Source organism: Burkholderia sp. Bp9142 (genome assembly GCF_003853415.1).
GTDB lineage: Bacteria > Pseudomonadota > Gammaproteobacteria > Burkholderiales > Burkholderiaceae > Burkholderia.
On the sequence record NZ_QTPP01000009.1, the window covers coordinates 51,209 to 65,045 of the forward strand.

The window sequence follows — 13,837 nt, forward strand, 5'->3', positions numbered from 1 at the left end:
GCTGTCCGGGCCGCCCGGGCAATCCGGCGACGCTTCGTAACGGCCCGTTCCGATGTGACCCGGAATGTACCGGAACACGTTACCTCGGGACTCGCAAACGTTACGTTACATCCGCGCCCCGCACGCCTTTTTCGTCGGATGATTGACTCGTCACGGTCCGTCTGTTTCCCCGGGAAATCCATATAAAAACGTTATTGGCTTGCAATGAGCCAACGAATGAATCCGTTTTATCGAGGTGGCACACTTCGTGCGATCCGTCCCCATGCTTTATCAACGTAGTGCCAACCGAGATGGGGTAAGGATGGGAAAAAATATTAAGTTGACGGGTGTGGCGCTGTCGGTCGCGACGGCGTTCGGGGTACTGGCTTCCGGTTCGGCCATCGCGGGGCCGCTCGATGGGCTGCCGATTCCGCAAGTGATCGTGAACCCGCCGACGAACAGCGCATCGATCGGGCTGGCGGCGACCGGCACGTCGCCGCTGGGTTCGGTCACCGTGGCGGCGGGCGGGGCGGGCGAGATTCAGACGTCGCTGGGCAATCCGGCGCTGGCTTTGCCGGGCGCGGTGAATGCGCTGACGGGCGCGCTCGGTGGCGGCAACCCGGCTGGTGCGCTGAATACGGCGACGGGGACGTTGAGCAATGCGGTTGGCACGGTAACGGGCGCACTGGGGAATGTTGGTGGCGGTACGAACCCGCTGGCGCCGGTTCAGGGCGCGGTCAATCAGGTGACGGGTGCGCTTGGTGGCGGCAACCCGGCTGGTGCGTTGACCGGTGCGATCGGCACGGTCACGGGTGCGCTGGGCAACATCGGTGGCGGTGCGAACCCGCTGGCGCCGGTTCAAGGCGCGGTGAATCAAGTGACGGGCGCGCTCGGCGGCAACCCGGCTGGCGCATTGACCGGCGCACTCGGCACGGTGACGGGCGCACTGGGCAACGTCGGCGGCACGAACCCGCTGGCGCCGATCCAGGACGTCGTCGACCAGGTCACGGGCACGCTGGGCAGCGGCAACCCGGCCGGCGCACTGAGCAACGCGGTTAATACGATCACGGGCACGCTCGGCGACGTCGGTGGCGTGTCGAGCCCGCTGGCACCGGTGCAAGGCGTCGTTACGCAACTCGCCGGCACGCTCGGCAACGGCAACCCGGCCAGTGCACTGACGAACGCGGTGAACTCGGTGACGGGTGCGCTCGGCAATCTTGGCGGCACGAACCCGCTCGCCCCGGTACAGGGCGTCGTGAACCAGGTCGTCGGCACGCTGTCGGGCGCCGGCGGCGGCAGCCCGATCACGCCGATCACGAACCTCGTCAGCGGCCTGCAGAACGCGCTGCCGACGGGCGGCAACGCGGCCGGCGCGCTCGGTTCGGTCACGGGCGCACTCGGCAACCTCGGCGGCTCGAACCCGCTGGCCCCGCTACAGGGCGTCGTGAACCAGGTCGTCAGCACGCTCGGCAGCGGCAATCCGGCCGGCGCGCTGAGCAACGCGGTCAACTCGGTGACGGGCGCACTCGGCAACCTCGGCGGCACGAATCCGCTGGCGCCGGTGCAGGGTGTCGTGAACCAGGTCGTCAGCACGCTCGGCGGAGGCAGTCCGGCCGGCGCGCTGAGCAACGCGGTCAACTCGGTGACGGGCCCACTCGGCAACCTCGGTGGCACGAATCCGCTGGCGCCGGTGCAGGGCGTCGTGAACCAGGTCGTCGGCACGCTGTCGGGCGCAGGCGGCAGCAGCCCGATCGCGCCGATCACGAACCTCGTCAGCGGTCTGACCGGCGGCAGCAACCCGGCCGGCGCACTGACCGGTGCGCTCGGTTCGGTGACGGGCGCCCTCGCGAACGGTCCGGCAGCCCTCGGGCAGGCGGCCGGCACGCTGTCGGGCGCGGCCGGTTCGACGGCGGCAGCGGGCGGCAGCCTGCTCGGCTCGGGCGCGAGCGCGGCGGGCAGCACGGCGGGCGCAGCCGGTTCGCTGCTGTCGACGGGCGGCAACGCGACGGCGACGGTCGTCAATGCGGTCGGCACGACGCTGGGGACGGCGCTGGGTTCCACGCCGGGCCTGTCGGTCACGCCGCATTCGGGCAACAGCTCGGCGAACAACCCGCTCGCGCCGGTGTCGACGCTGCTCCAGGCGGTGACGGGCGCACTGCCGAAGTAACCGGCCGGAACGCGCGGCGGCGCGACATCGCCTGCCGCGCGCAACGGGTCGCGCAACGCGGCATGACAGCAATGTCATGCCGCGTTTTCTTTTGGGTTCTCGATGATATTCGTCGGATGAATGGCGCTGCGCGGCCTCCGGCCGGTCACCGCGGCCGCGGCATGGAATAACCGGCCGCGGCCGTCCGTTTACATTCCGAGTCGCGGCGCAACCGGACAGCGGGATAATGGTCATGACGAAGTCGACGTCCCGTCCGGCAGTGTCGTGCCGCGATGCCATGTCAAGGAGAACGGGAATGAAGACCATGCTGTTCGCCATCGCGCTGACGGCCGCGTTCGCGCGGCCCGCAGCCGCCGAGCCGCCGCAGGCCAGCAACGGGAAACTGGTCGACGAAGATCACATGACGCTGTACGTGTTCGATCACGACACGCCGGGCAAGAGCACGTGCAGCGGCACTTGCGCGGCCAACTGGCCGCCGGCGCTCGCCGACGGATACGACAAGGCGTCCGGTGCACTCAGCCTCGTCGCGCGCGACGACGGCGCGAAGCAATGGGCGTACCACGGTCGCCCGCTGTATCGCTGGAAAATGGACCGCAAGGCCGGCGACGCGGGCGGTGACGGGATTGGCGGTATGTGGCACGTCGCGCGTCCCTGAGAACTGATCGACGGACTGACGGACTGACTGACGGCGCGGCGACGCGCGAGGCATCCGCATGAGCTACGAATCGGACCTGCTGGTGTGGCTGCCGCATCTCACGCGGTACGCGCGTGCGCTGACGGGCGACCGGGCCTGGGCGGACGATCTCGTGCAGGACACGCTCGAGCGTGCGCTGAACCGGCCGCCGCGCGACGGCGGCAACCTGCGCGCGTGGCTGCTGACGCTGCTGCGCCACCGCTTCATCGACCAGTTGCGCGCACGGCACGAGATCGCGGTCGACGACGCGACCGCGCCATGGCAGACGATGGCCGCGCCGGCCGACGAGATCGGCGGCCTGATGCTGCGCGACGTGCAGCGCGCGCTGTACCGGCTGCCCGTCGAGCAGCGTGAGGTGCTGCTGCTGGTCGCGCTCGAGGAGTTGAGCTACCGCGACGCCGCACAGATACTTGGCGTGCCGGTGGGGACGGTGATGTCGCGGCTGTCGCGGGCGCGTGAACGGATGCGTGCGTTGCTGTCCGGCGAGCCGGCGGCGCACGGCACGGCCGCGTTACGGGTGATCGGGAAGACATGATGGACGACGATCCGCGCAAACCTTCGAACGATCGGGACGACGCTGCATCGGCCCAGCTGCTGTCGGCGCTGCTCGACGGCGAGCTGTCCGGGCAGGAGCGTCGCGAGGTGCTCGAACGGCTGCAGTCCGATCCGCGGGAAGCCGACCGGTTCGCGCATTACGGCGCGCAGCGCGACGCGTTGCGCGCGCTGTTCCCGCTGCCGGCCGCCGCACCGGCTTTGTTCGTGCAGCGGCGCGCGTCGCGCTGGCGCGTGGTCGCGTATGCGTGCGCGGGGCTGGCGGCCGGGCTGGTGCTCGGCATCGCGCTGCACGCGGGCTGGACGGCGTTCGGCGTCGAACCGGCGTTCGCCGCGCGCGCGGATGTCGCGTATGCCGTGTACACGGCCGATCGTGAACACCCGGTCGAAATCGACGCCCGCGACCCGGCGCGCCTGGCCGGATGGCTGTCCGCGCGTCTCGGCCGGCCCGTGCGCGCACCGTCGCTCGACGAATACGGCTACGCGCTGCTGGGCGGCCGGCTGTTGCCGGGCGACGCGGGGCCGGCCGCGCAACTGATGTACCAGCGTGCGGACGGCGCGCGCGTGACGCTGTACATGACGGCCTACGACGCGCGGCGCCTCGCGCCGCGGGCGATGTCGGCCGACGGCCGCTACACGTACTTCTGGTCGGATCGCGGCATGGGTTTTGCGCTGTCCGGCCGAGGCGACGAACGGCGCCTGCGCCAGCTCGCGATCGACGCGTGCGGCGCGCTCGGCGGGCCGACCGACGCATGGAAGGGGTGACGCGCGCGGCATCGGCAGGGAGCGGAGAATGAACACGAAGACGGCGAGGCTGGCGATGGCGATGGTGGTGGCGGTGCTCGCGGCAAGCGCCGGGCACGCGCGGGCGGACGGCGACGCCCCGGCGCGCGTGCCGGTCGACGCCGACGGCGTGCAGCGGGTGACGATCGTCGGCGGCAGCTATTTCTTTCGTCCGAAGCACGTGATCGTCCGCGCGCACGTCCCGGTCGAACTGACCGTGTCGGCCGAGCCGGGCGTCGTGCCGCACAGTTTCGAGATCGACGCGCCGCAGGCCGGCATCGCGGTTCACACCGAACTCGGCACGACGCCGCGCACCCTGCGCTTCACGCCGACGGCGCCCGGCCGCTTCGCCTACTATTGCACGCATCGGCTGCTGTTCCTGCGCAGCCATCGCGAGCGTGGAATGGAAGGCGTGCTCGACGTCGAGGCGGCGCAGTGATCGCCGCATTGCTGGCCGCGAGCCTGATAGGAGCGAGCATGACAGCCGACCCCGTGACCGTTGCGCAGGCACATTTCGACCAGGTCCGCTCGTACCGCGCGACGATCCGCTCGTCGGCGCGAAGCGGCGAGCACGCCGAATTCCGCTATGCATACCTGAAGCCCGGTTTCGTCCGGATGGACTTCGTGTCGCCCCATCACGGCGCGGTACTCGCGTACGATCCCGGCGAAGGCAAGGTTCGGCTGCGCCCGTTCGGCGAGCATGCACTGCCCGCGCTGACCTTGTCGCCGTCCAATCCGCTCGTGCGCGACCGCAGCGGCCATCGCGTCGACCGGTCGGACGTCGGCGAGCTGCTGCGCAACGTGCATGTGCTGCAGCAGGGCGGCGCGACGGTGACGGAAGGCGAGGAGCCCATCGGCGGCCGGACCGCGCTGCGCGTGTCGGTGACGGGCGCGCCCGCGCACGTGGTCGACGGCGTGCATCGCTACCGGCTGTGGCTGGACACCAAGGACGGCTTTCCGCTGAAGGTCGTCAGCTTCGCGGACGGCGACGGCGACCCGCTCGAAACGGTGACGTTCGACCACGTCGAGATCGACGTCGCGTTTCCCGCCCGCTTTTTCGCACCCTGATCGCGATTCGTGCCGGAGGCTGCATGGCGGAATACCGGTTTTCGACGACGTGGCGCGTGGACGCGCCGCTCGCGGCGGTCTGGGATGCGATCTACGAGGTCGACCGCTGGCCCGACTGGTGGAAGGGCGCCGTTCGGACCGTCGAGATCGAGCGCGGCGACGTGCGCGGCGTTGGCGCGCTGCAGCGATACACGTGGAAGGGCGCGTTGCCGTACCGGCTGACCTTCGACATGCGCGTGCTGCGCGTCGAGCGGCCGCATGTGCTCGAAGGCCGCGCCAGCGGCGCGATCGAAGGGGACGGCTGCTGGTCGTTCGCGGGCGACGGCACGCGTACCGTCGTGCGCTACGAGTGGCACATCCGCACGCGCGAGCGCTGGATGAACTGGCTGGAGCCGGTTGCGCGGCCGCTATTCATCTGGAATCACGACGTCGTGATGCGCGAAGGCGCGAAAGGGCTCGCGCGTCTGCTCGGCGCGACGGTCGAAACCGACGGCCGGACGTTCCAGCCGGTCGCGGGCTGTCCGGACATGTGACGATCCGGCACCGGGCGGTGCGCCCCGTCGGCGCCCGGGCAGGTTTTTTCATGCGATGCCGGAGACCGACGGAACTCGGTGCTTACCCCGTGTCAAATCGGTGCGAGGGTCGGGATATCCCGCATCGTGCCGGATCCCGGCGCGCGTGGAAGATGCCTACTTGGTTGTTTCAAAAGGATTTTTCTAATTCATCCCCGTTTTTCCGCCGTTTCTGGCCGGGTGAAAAAACCTCCGGCTCCCCTTCTTGAATTTGTCAAAACCCGTCCATATAATTAGCACTCGCTGCACGAGAGTGCTAACAATTCTCTGCCGGGCAACCCGCCGGGCAGATTCCCTAAGCGTTCTTCAATCTCAGTCAAGAGAGGAGTGAATATGAACCTTCGTCCTTTGCACGATCGCGTGATCGTCAAGCGCCTGGATCAGGAAACCAAGACCGCCTCGGGCATCGTGATCCCCGAAGCTGCTGCTGAGAAGCCGGATCAAGGCGAGATCCTTGCGGTCGGCCCGGGCAAGCGCGACGACAAGGGCGCGCCGATCGCGCTCGACGTGAAGGTCGGCGATCGCGTGCTGTTCGGCAAGTACGCTGGCCAGACCGTCAAGGTCGACGGCCAGGAGCTGCTGGTCATGCGCGAAGAAGACATCATGGCCGTGGTCAACGCGCAGTAAGCGTCCACTGACGGTACATATTCCCAAGAATTCAAGGAGTTAGAAGATGGCAGCTAAAGACGTCGTATTCGGCGATTCCGCCCGTTCGAAGATGGTCGAAGGCGTGAACATTCTCGCCAACGCAGTCAAGGTCACGCTGGGTCCGAAGGGCCGCAACGTCGTGCTCGAGCGCAGCTTCGGCGGCCCGACGGTCACCAAGGACGGTGTGTCGGTCGCGAAGGAAATCGAGCTGAAGGACAAGCTCCAGAACATGGGCGCGCAAATGGTCAAGGAAGTGGCTTCCAAGACCAGCGACAACGCAGGCGACGGCACGACGACGGCAACCGTCCTCGCGCAATCGATCGTTCGCGAAGGCATGAAGTACGTCGCATCGGGCATGAACCCGATGGACCTGAAGCGCGGCATCGACAAGGCAGTCGCAGCGGCTGTCGAAGAGCTGAAGAAGATCAGCAAGCCGTGCACGACGAACAAGGAAATCGCACAGGTCGGCTCGATCTCGGCGAACAGCGACACGTCGATCGGCGATCGCATCGCTGAAGCGATGGACAAGGTCGGCAAGGAAGGCGTGATCACCGTCGAAGACGGCAAGTCGCTCGCCGACGAACTCGACGTCGTCGAAGGCATGCAGTTCGACCGCGGCTACCTGTCGCCGTACTTCATCAACAACCCGGACAAGCAAGTCGCCGTCCTCGACAACCCGTTCGTGCTGCTGCACGACAAGAAGGTGTCGAACATCCGTGATCTGCTGCCGGTGCTCGAGCAAGTCGCGAAGGCTGGCCGTCCGCTGCTGATCATCGCTGAAGACGTCGAAGGCGAAGCGCTCGCGACGCTGGTCGTCAACAACATCCGCGGCATCCTGAAGACCGTTGCGGTCAAGGCGCCGGGCTTCGGCGACCGCCGCAAGGCCATGCTGGAAGACATCGCGATCCTGACCGGCGGTCAGGTCGTCGCGGAAGAAACCGGCCTGACGCTCGAGAAGGCAACGCTGGCAGAACTGGGCCAGGCGAAGCGCATCGAAGTGGGCAAGGAAAACACGACGATCATCGACGGCGCAGGCGAAGCCGTGAACATCGAAGCGCGCGTCAAGCAAGTTCGCACGCAAATCGAAGAAGCGACGTCGGACTACGACCGTGAAAAGCTGCAAGAGCGCGTGGCCAAGCTGGCCGGCGGCGTGGCAGTGATCAAGGTCGGTGCTGCGACCGAAGTCGAAATGAAGGAAAAGAAGGCACGTGTCGAAGACGCACTGCACGCAACGCGCGCAGCTGTGGAAGAAGGCATCGTGGCAGGCGGCGGCGTTGCGCTGATCCGCGCTCGCACCGCGATCGCAGCCCTGACCGGCGCGAACGCCGACCAGAACGCCGGCATCAAGATCGTGCTGCGCGCAATGGAAGAGCCGCTGCGCCAGATCGTCACGAACGGTGGCGAAGAAGCCAGCGTCGTGGTGGCGGCAGTGGCTGCAGGCACGGGCAACTACGGCTACAACGCAGCAACGGGCGAGTACGTCGACATGGTTGAAGCCGGCGTCGTCGACCCGACCAAGGTCACGCGCACCGCACTGCAGAACGCAGCGTCGGTTGCAGGCCTGCTGCTGACGACGGACGCAGCGGTCGCGGAACTGCCGAAGGAAGATGCACCGATGCCGGGCGGCATGCCGGGCGGCATGGGCGGCATGGGCATGGACATGTAATCGACTTCGGTCGATGGTGTCCGGAACGCGCAGCGATGCGCGTTCCAGCCAAAAGAAAAGACCCGCAGCGATGCGGGTCTTTTTTTTATGTGTGTGCACGAAAGGAGCGGACATGCGGGGCGGACATGCCGCCCCGCGGCGATGATCAACCGCGCACGACGGCGGCGCGGGGCCGCCATGCATGCGTCAATGCCGGTGCGACGTCCGCGGCACCGGATCGGCCTTCACGGCCCGAGGCGTGTCCGTTTCATCGTTGCTGCGCGCCCAGAAGAACCGGTCGGGCAGGTATGCGCCCATGCCGGGCCGGAACGCATCGCGTACGGCCTGGTACAGGTATTCCTGCGCTTCGCGCACCGCTTCGGGCGGCTCCTGGCCGTTCGCGAGCAGTGCCGCGATCGCCGCGCCGAGCGTGTCGGTGATGCCCATCAGCCGATGCGGCGAGCGATCCCACATGTCTTCGCGGAGCTGGCCTTCCTCGCCGTACAGCGTGTTGACGAGCCGGTGTGAGCCCGTCTCCGACGACAGGATGTACTCGCAGCCCTGCGACAGCAGGTGCGACACGGCCGCGTCGAGATTCGGCGCCTCGGCGTCGCCGTCCGGCTGCGCGAGCGCGATCAGCGTCGCGTGGTCGGCGACCAGCAGCGTCGTCTGCGGCGCGAGCAGGTCGGCGATCGATTCGCGCAGGTCGTCGGCGGCGAGCACGTGCTCGTCGTCGAGCGTGAAATCCGGTGCGAGCACGAGCGGCACGCCGTCGTAGTCGGCGACCACTTCGGCGATCGCGCTCACGACTTCCGCGCGCGTCGCCGCGCCGATCTTGAACGCGGCGACCGGCATGTCCTCGAGCAGCATGCGCGCCTGGGCGGCGACGACATCGGGGTCGAGGCCGGTCACTTCGTCGCAGGCGGCCGAGTCGCGCACGGTGTAGCCCGTCAGGACGGACACGCCGTGACAGCCCATGCTCGCCAGGGTCATCAGATCGGCTTGGAGGCCGGAGCCGCCGGTGGGATCGGACAGGCCGAAGGTGAGGACGATCGGAGGGGCGTTGCTGGACATGTAAAAATGGGGCAAGAAAAAAACGGGGAAGCGACGGAACTGCGGACGGCGAGGCGAAATGGGCGGTTTGGCCCTGTGTTGCCCGGCAGGCCGCACTTTCCAGCCATTATGCGGCGGAATCCGGCCCGCACGATGGATTTTTTAGCGCAGCGCAACGTAGTCGCCGCACTCCAGTGCGATTGCTAGGCAGTCCGGCCCCGACACGGTACCATCATGGCTCCCGAATTTACCGACTTTCCCAACGCGGCTTAAGATGGAATACAAGAGCTGGATGTGCCTGATTTGTGGCTGGATTTATGACGAAGAAGCCGGGCTGCCCGAAGAGGGCATCGCCCCGGGCACGCGCTGGGAAGACGTCCCGATCAACTGGACGTGCCCCGAATGCGGCGCTCGCAAGGAAGACTTCGAGATGGTCCAGATCTGACCGGACCCTTGGCCCACGGACACCCCGCTCCGGCCTCGCGGTTGCCCGGCGCTTGCGCGTCGCGGCCGGCGCGAGCGACTTGACGATGACAGGCGCGCGTGTCCATGACGTCCGATCCGGCGAACGTTCCCTACCCTGACGCACTGCCCAACCCGCGCGGCGGGGCCGTGCACGCGGCCGACGCGTGGCTCGCGGCGGCCGCCGACGCATTCGAGCGTCGCGACGACGCGGCCGCGCCGCTGTCGGCCGCCGCCGCCGTGCTGGCGGAGGCCGGCTGGCTGCCGGCCGCCCGTTTCGCCGGGCAGCTGGCCGCCACGGCGCCGCTCGTCGCCGCCGAACCGACGTCCGCCGCGTGGCGCATCGCGTTGCGCGATTTCCGCGCGGCGGTCGGGCGCCACAATCTGCGCGAGCTGGCCTGCTCGCCGCTTCTGTTGGACCATTTCCGTGCACTGCGTGCCCAAAGCGCGGCCGACCTGCATGCGAGCGTGCCGCTCGACGTGCTGGCGCTCGTCGGGCGCGCGATGCCGCCGGCGACGCTGCGTGCGTTGCCCGACGCGTTCGCGAGCCGGGCGCGAGCCCGCTACGAGCAGGCCCTGCTCGGCGTGCTGCGTGCGCCGAACGGCACGCCGGATGCGGCGCTCGACGAACTCGATGCGACCCTGACCGCGCTGGCCGACGAGGCCCCGTACGACTTCTGGCGGCTCGCCGCCGCATGCCTGCGCGCGCTGCGCGCCAGCGCCGCGCCCGAACTGAAACGTTTCCTTGCGCGGACCAACCTGCTGCTCGGCGAGCACGCTCAGGGCCGGCGCCATGCGCCGCCGGCGCTCGTGCGCGAGACGGTTGCGCTGCTGTGGCGCGATTTCGCGCTGTTCGGCGCGGCCGCGGAAGATGTCGCGCTCGTCGATGTGCTGCACGACTATGGACTGACCGTGGACTGGCACGTCGCCGGCACGCCCGCATCGGAGGCGCTGTGGGAGGCCGATGCCGCGCGGGCCGAGCAGGACGCGGTCGCGGCGGCGCCCACCCGCATGCTCGGTGTCGTGACCGTCAACGCGCATGCGTATGAGGATTTCCTGCAGACGGCCGATGCGTCGATGGCCGATCTGGCCGTCGATCCGGCCGCGGCCGATGCGGGGGCCGCATGGCGCGCATCCGCGGCCGCCTATCGGGTCGGTACGGCCGCGTGCGCACTCGGGCTCGGTCACGCGGCGCTGCTGGCCGATACGCTTGGGCTGGCGTGGCGCCGCGCCGCGCACGGCCTGCCGCTCGCTGGCAGCGGGCTCGACGCGCACGGCCGCGCGTCCGACATGCTGCGCGCCGCGCTGCTGAAGATCGCCGCGGGGGTGGCGCCGCCGGACCTGACCGCGGCGTCCGGGGCGCTCGGCGGGGCGCTTGGCCGGACCTGACGCGCAACGGGGCGCGTACACGGCGGCAGCCCTTGCGGCGCGGGCCGGCAACACGCTGCCGACAGCGCCCGCGCGCGTGTTAGAGTGCCGTGTGATCCGCGTGCGTCGTTGCCAACGTCGCGCGGCGTTGCTTGTTGATCGCGGCCCGGTCAGGTCGCGGCGTCTTTGCTAAAATTCAAACCATGTCAAAGCCTTCCGATCGCATCAATCTCACCAACCAGTTCCTGATCGCCATGCCGAACATGGCCGATCCGACGTTTTCGGGAACGGTGGTCTATCTTTGCGATCACAGCGAGCGCGGGGCGCTCGGCCTCGTCATCAATCGTCCCACCGACATCGACCTCGAATCCCTGTTCAGCCGCATCGACCTGAAGCTCGACATCGAGCCGCTGCTGCACATTCCCGTGTACTTCGGCGGCCCGGTGCAGACCGAGCGGGGCTTCGTGCTTCACGAGCCGGTCGAGGGCGCGAACTACAACTCGTCCATGTCGGTCGAGGGCGGGCTCGAGATGACGACGTCGAAGGACGTGCTCGAGGCGGTCGCGACGGGCACCGGCCCGAAGCGCTTCCTGCTGACGCTCGGCCATGCAGGCTGGGGCGCAGGGCAGCTCGAGGAAGAAATTTCCCGCAACGGCTGGCTGACCGTGGCCGCCGATCCACGCATCGTGTTCGACACACCGGCCGAGGAGCGCTTCGAAGCCGCGCTCGGCCTGCTCGGTGTCAGCTCGTCGATGCTGTCCGGCGAAGCAGGGCACGCATGAGCGGCGCGAGCGCGCGCGATGCGACGCTCCTGGCGTTCGACTACGGCGAGAAGCGGATCGGGGTCGCAATCGGCAATGCGCTGACGTGCTCGGCCCGCGCCCTCGTCGTGATTCCCAACCTGAACCGCGAGCACCGCTTCAAGGCGGTCGGCGACCTGCTGGCCGAATGGCGGCCGGACGCGCTCGTCGTCGGCCTGCCGATGCATCCTGACGGCACGCCGCACGAGATGACGCAGCAGGCGAAGCGCTTCGGCAACCAGCTGAACGGCCGGTTCGGGCTGCCCGTCACATGGGTCGACGAACGCTATTCGTCGGTCGAGGCCGAGGCCGGGCTGCGCGAGCGCAACGTGCGCGGCCGCGCACGCGCCGAGATGCTCGATGCCGAGGCCGCGCGCGTGATCCTTCAACAGTATCTCGATCAATTGTCCGACCATGAGCACCATTGACGCCGACGCGCTCTACCGCGTCCTGCTCGACCAGATCCGCGACGCCTACGGCACGGCCTTCGCCGAGCCGGGCGGCCCGCGGCTCGCCGGCATTCACAGCGGCGGCGCCTGGCTCGCCGAGCGCCTCGCGCGCGATCTCGGCGCGCCGGGGTTCGGCGTCGTGAACGTCGCGCTGCATCGCGACGACTACGCGAAGAAGGGGCTGCACAGCCAGGCCAGCCCGACGTCGCTGCCGTTCGAGGTGGACGGCGCGCGCATCGTGCTCGTCGACGACGTGCTGTACACCGGCCGCACCGTGCGCGCCGCGCTCAACGAACTGTTCGACTACGGCCGTCCGGCCGCGGTCGAGCTCGCGGTGCTCGCCGATCGCGGCGGCCGCGAGCTGCCGGTCGCCGCGCGCTTCGCGGGCGGCACGCTCGACGTGCCGGCCGATGCGACGCTCGTGCTCGCGCGCGACGAAGCCGCGCAGTTCACGCTGCGCATCGAGGCGCACGGCGCCTGACCGGACCGCGAAACCGTATCCCGGGCCGCCGGTTCGCGCCGCGGCCCGTTTGCATAGTTGGAATCACGCACACCATGACCACCGACACCACTGGCCGCACCGGCAATCCCGCTGCGACCGCGAGCCCCGAGCGGTTCCGCTACGGTTTCCTGAAGGGCAATCCGCAGCTCACGAAAAACGGCGAGCTGAAACACCTGCTGTCGATCGAGGGCCTGCCGCGCTCGATCGTCAACCACATCCTCGATACGGCCGAGCAGTTCGTCAGCGTGACGGACCGCGAAGTGAAGAAGGTGCCGCTGTTGCGCGGCAAGTCGGTGTTCAACCTGTTCTTCGAGAACTCGACGCGCACGCGCACGACCTTCGAGATCGCCGCGACGCGCCTGTCGGCCGACGTGCTGAACCTGAACATCAACGCGTCGTCGACGAGCAAGGGCGAGTCGCTGCTCGACACGATCAACAACCTGTCGGCGATGCATGCCGACCTGTTCGTCGTGCGTCACGCGTCGAGCGGCGCGCCGTACCTGATCGCTGAGCACTGCGCGCCGCACGTGCACGTGATCAACGCCGGCGACGGCCGTCACGCGCACCCGACGCAGGGCCTGCTCGACATGTACACGATCCGCCACTACAAGCGCGACTTCACGAAGCTGCGCGTGGCGATCGTCGGCGACATCCTGCATTCGCGCGTCGCGCGCTCCGACATCCACGCGCTCACCACGCTCGGCGTGCCGGAAGTGCGCGCGATCGGCCCGCGCACGCTGCTGCCGGGCGGTCTCGAGCAGATGGGCGTGAAGGTGTTCCACAACCTCGACGAAGGGCTCAAGGGCGTCGACGTGATCATCATGCTGCGCCTGCAGAACGAGCGGATGAGCGGCGCGCTGCTGCCGTCCGCGCAGGAGTACTTCAAGACCTGGGGCCTGACGCCCGAGCGCCTCGCGCTCGCCGCGCCCGACGCGATCGTGATGCACCCGGGCCCGATGAACCGCGGCGTCGAGATCGACTCGCAGGTCGCCGACGGTCCGCAGTCGGTGATCCTCAACCAGGTCACGTTCGGCATCGCCGTGCGGATGGCGGTGATGGGCATCGTCGCCGGCAACAGCGACTGAGCCCGTTCGC

At 68.6% G+C, this 13,837-nt stretch carries 16 protein-coding genes; 15 read left to right on the forward strand and 1 reads right to left on the reverse strand.

All coding sequences use genetic code 11. The features are described 5' to 3' along the window. The first annotated feature begins 301 nt into the window (after nucleotides 1-301). From DIE22_RS12425 to groL, 9 genes are all read left to right on the forward strand, one after another. Nucleotides 302-2,146 (forward strand): hypothetical protein, encoded by a 1,845-nt coding sequence (locus tag DIE22_RS12425; protein ID WP_124605211.1) that lies wholly within the window; start codon nucleotides 302-304, stop codon nucleotides 2,144-2,146. Nucleotides 2,147-2,441: 295 nt separating this feature from the next. Next, nucleotides 2,442-2,801: a hypothetical protein gene (locus DIE22_RS12430; RefSeq protein WP_124496922.1), complete on the forward strand. Its 360-nt coding sequence runs from the start codon at nucleotides 2,442-2,444 to the stop codon at nucleotides 2,799-2,801. A gap of 58 nt (nucleotides 2,802-2,859) precedes the next feature. Further along, nucleotides 2,860-3,375, forward strand: coding sequence for a sigma-70 family RNA polymerase sigma factor (locus DIE22_RS12435; RefSeq protein ID WP_124605212.1), 516 nt, complete (start codon nucleotides 2,860-2,862; stop codon nucleotides 3,373-3,375). Then, nucleotides 3,375-4,157 carry an anti-sigma factor family protein gene (locus DIE22_RS12440; RefSeq protein ID WP_124496920.1) on the forward strand — a complete coding sequence of 261 codons (783 nt, stop codon included), beginning with the start codon at nucleotides 3,375-3,377 and terminating at the stop codon, nucleotides 4,155-4,157. Before DIE22_RS12435 ends, DIE22_RS12440 begins: the two co-directional genes overlap by 1 nt. 55 nt (nucleotides 4,158-4,212) lie before the next feature. Continuing rightward, entirely contained in the window at nucleotides 4,213-4,614 is a 402-nt protein-coding gene (locus DIE22_RS12445) for a quinol oxidase (RefSeq protein ID WP_124605267.1), read from the forward strand. Continuing rightward, nucleotides 4,611-5,243 carry a DUF1571 domain-containing protein gene (locus DIE22_RS12450; protein ID WP_124605213.1) on the forward strand — a complete coding sequence of 211 codons (633 nt, stop codon included), beginning with the start codon at nucleotides 4,611-4,613 and terminating at the stop codon, nucleotides 5,241-5,243. The genes DIE22_RS12445 and DIE22_RS12450 overlap by 4 nt, the downstream gene beginning before the upstream one ends. Before the next feature lie 23 nt (nucleotides 5,244-5,266). Next, nucleotides 5,267-5,776 (forward strand): SRPBCC family protein, encoded by a 510-nt coding sequence (locus DIE22_RS12455; protein ID WP_124496918.1) that lies wholly within the window; start codon nucleotides 5,267-5,269, stop codon nucleotides 5,774-5,776. Between the two features lie 372 nt (nucleotides 5,777-6,148). Then, nucleotides 6,149-6,442: a co-chaperone GroES gene (locus DIE22_RS12460; protein ID WP_124496917.1), complete on the forward strand. Its 294-nt coding sequence runs from the start codon at nucleotides 6,149-6,151 to the stop codon at nucleotides 6,440-6,442. Nucleotides 6,443-6,488: 46 nt separating this feature from the next. Further along, nucleotides 6,489-8,129 (forward strand): chaperonin GroEL, encoded by a 1,641-nt coding sequence (gene groL / locus DIE22_RS12465; protein ID WP_057926130.1) that lies wholly within the window; start codon nucleotides 6,489-6,491, stop codon nucleotides 8,127-8,129. Between the two features lie 186 nt (nucleotides 8,130-8,315). On the opposite strand, the gene DIE22_RS12470 is transcribed toward groL, so the two are convergent. After that, the gene (locus DIE22_RS12470; RefSeq protein ID WP_124496916.1) at nucleotides 8,316-9,182 is read right to left on the reverse strand and encodes a hydroxymethylpyrimidine/phosphomethylpyrimidine kinase; all 867 of its coding nucleotides are present in this window, start codon (nucleotides 9,180-9,182) and stop codon (nucleotides 8,316-8,318) included. Between the two features lie 253 nt (nucleotides 9,183-9,435). Between DIE22_RS12470 and DIE22_RS12475 the strand changes: the two genes are divergently transcribed. The 6 genes from DIE22_RS12475 to DIE22_RS12500 all read left to right on the forward strand — a co-directional run bounded on the left by DIE22_RS12475 (nucleotide 9,436) and on the right by DIE22_RS12500 (nucleotide 13,827). Continuing rightward, a complete protein-coding gene (locus DIE22_RS12475) occupies nucleotides 9,436-9,606 on the forward strand; it encodes a rubredoxin (RefSeq protein ID WP_004186709.1) in 171 nt (56 codons plus the stop codon). Between the two features lie 104 nt (nucleotides 9,607-9,710). Further along, on the forward strand, nucleotides 9,711-11,012 hold the full coding sequence (locus tag DIE22_RS12480; RefSeq protein WP_124605214.1) for a hypothetical protein: 1,302 nt from the start codon (nucleotides 9,711-9,713) through the stop codon (nucleotides 11,010-11,012). A 182-nt stretch (nucleotides 11,013-11,194) separates the two neighbouring features. Then, the gene (locus DIE22_RS12485) at nucleotides 11,195-11,773 is read left to right on the forward strand and encodes a YqgE/AlgH family protein (protein WP_044846295.1); all 579 of its coding nucleotides are present in this window, start codon (nucleotides 11,195-11,197) and stop codon (nucleotides 11,771-11,773) included. After that, complete coding sequence (gene ruvX, locus DIE22_RS12490) at nucleotides 11,770-12,219, forward strand: Holliday junction resolvase RuvX (RefSeq protein WP_124496914.1); 450 nt, start codon at nucleotides 11,770-11,772, stop codon at nucleotides 12,217-12,219. The genes DIE22_RS12485 and ruvX overlap by 4 nt, the downstream gene beginning before the upstream one ends. Beyond that, nucleotides 12,206-12,721, forward strand: a complete 516-nt coding sequence (gene pyrR / locus DIE22_RS12495; RefSeq protein WP_124496913.1) for a bifunctional pyr operon transcriptional regulator/uracil phosphoribosyltransferase PyrR — start codon at nucleotides 12,206-12,208, stop codon at nucleotides 12,719-12,721. The genes ruvX and pyrR overlap by 14 nt, the downstream gene beginning before the upstream one ends. Before the next feature lie 74 nt (nucleotides 12,722-12,795). Further along, complete coding sequence (locus DIE22_RS12500) at nucleotides 12,796-13,827, forward strand: aspartate carbamoyltransferase catalytic subunit (protein ID WP_059608134.1); 1,032 nt, start codon at nucleotides 12,796-12,798, stop codon at nucleotides 13,825-13,827. The last annotated feature ends 10 nt before the right edge of the window (nucleotides 13,828-13,837 follow it).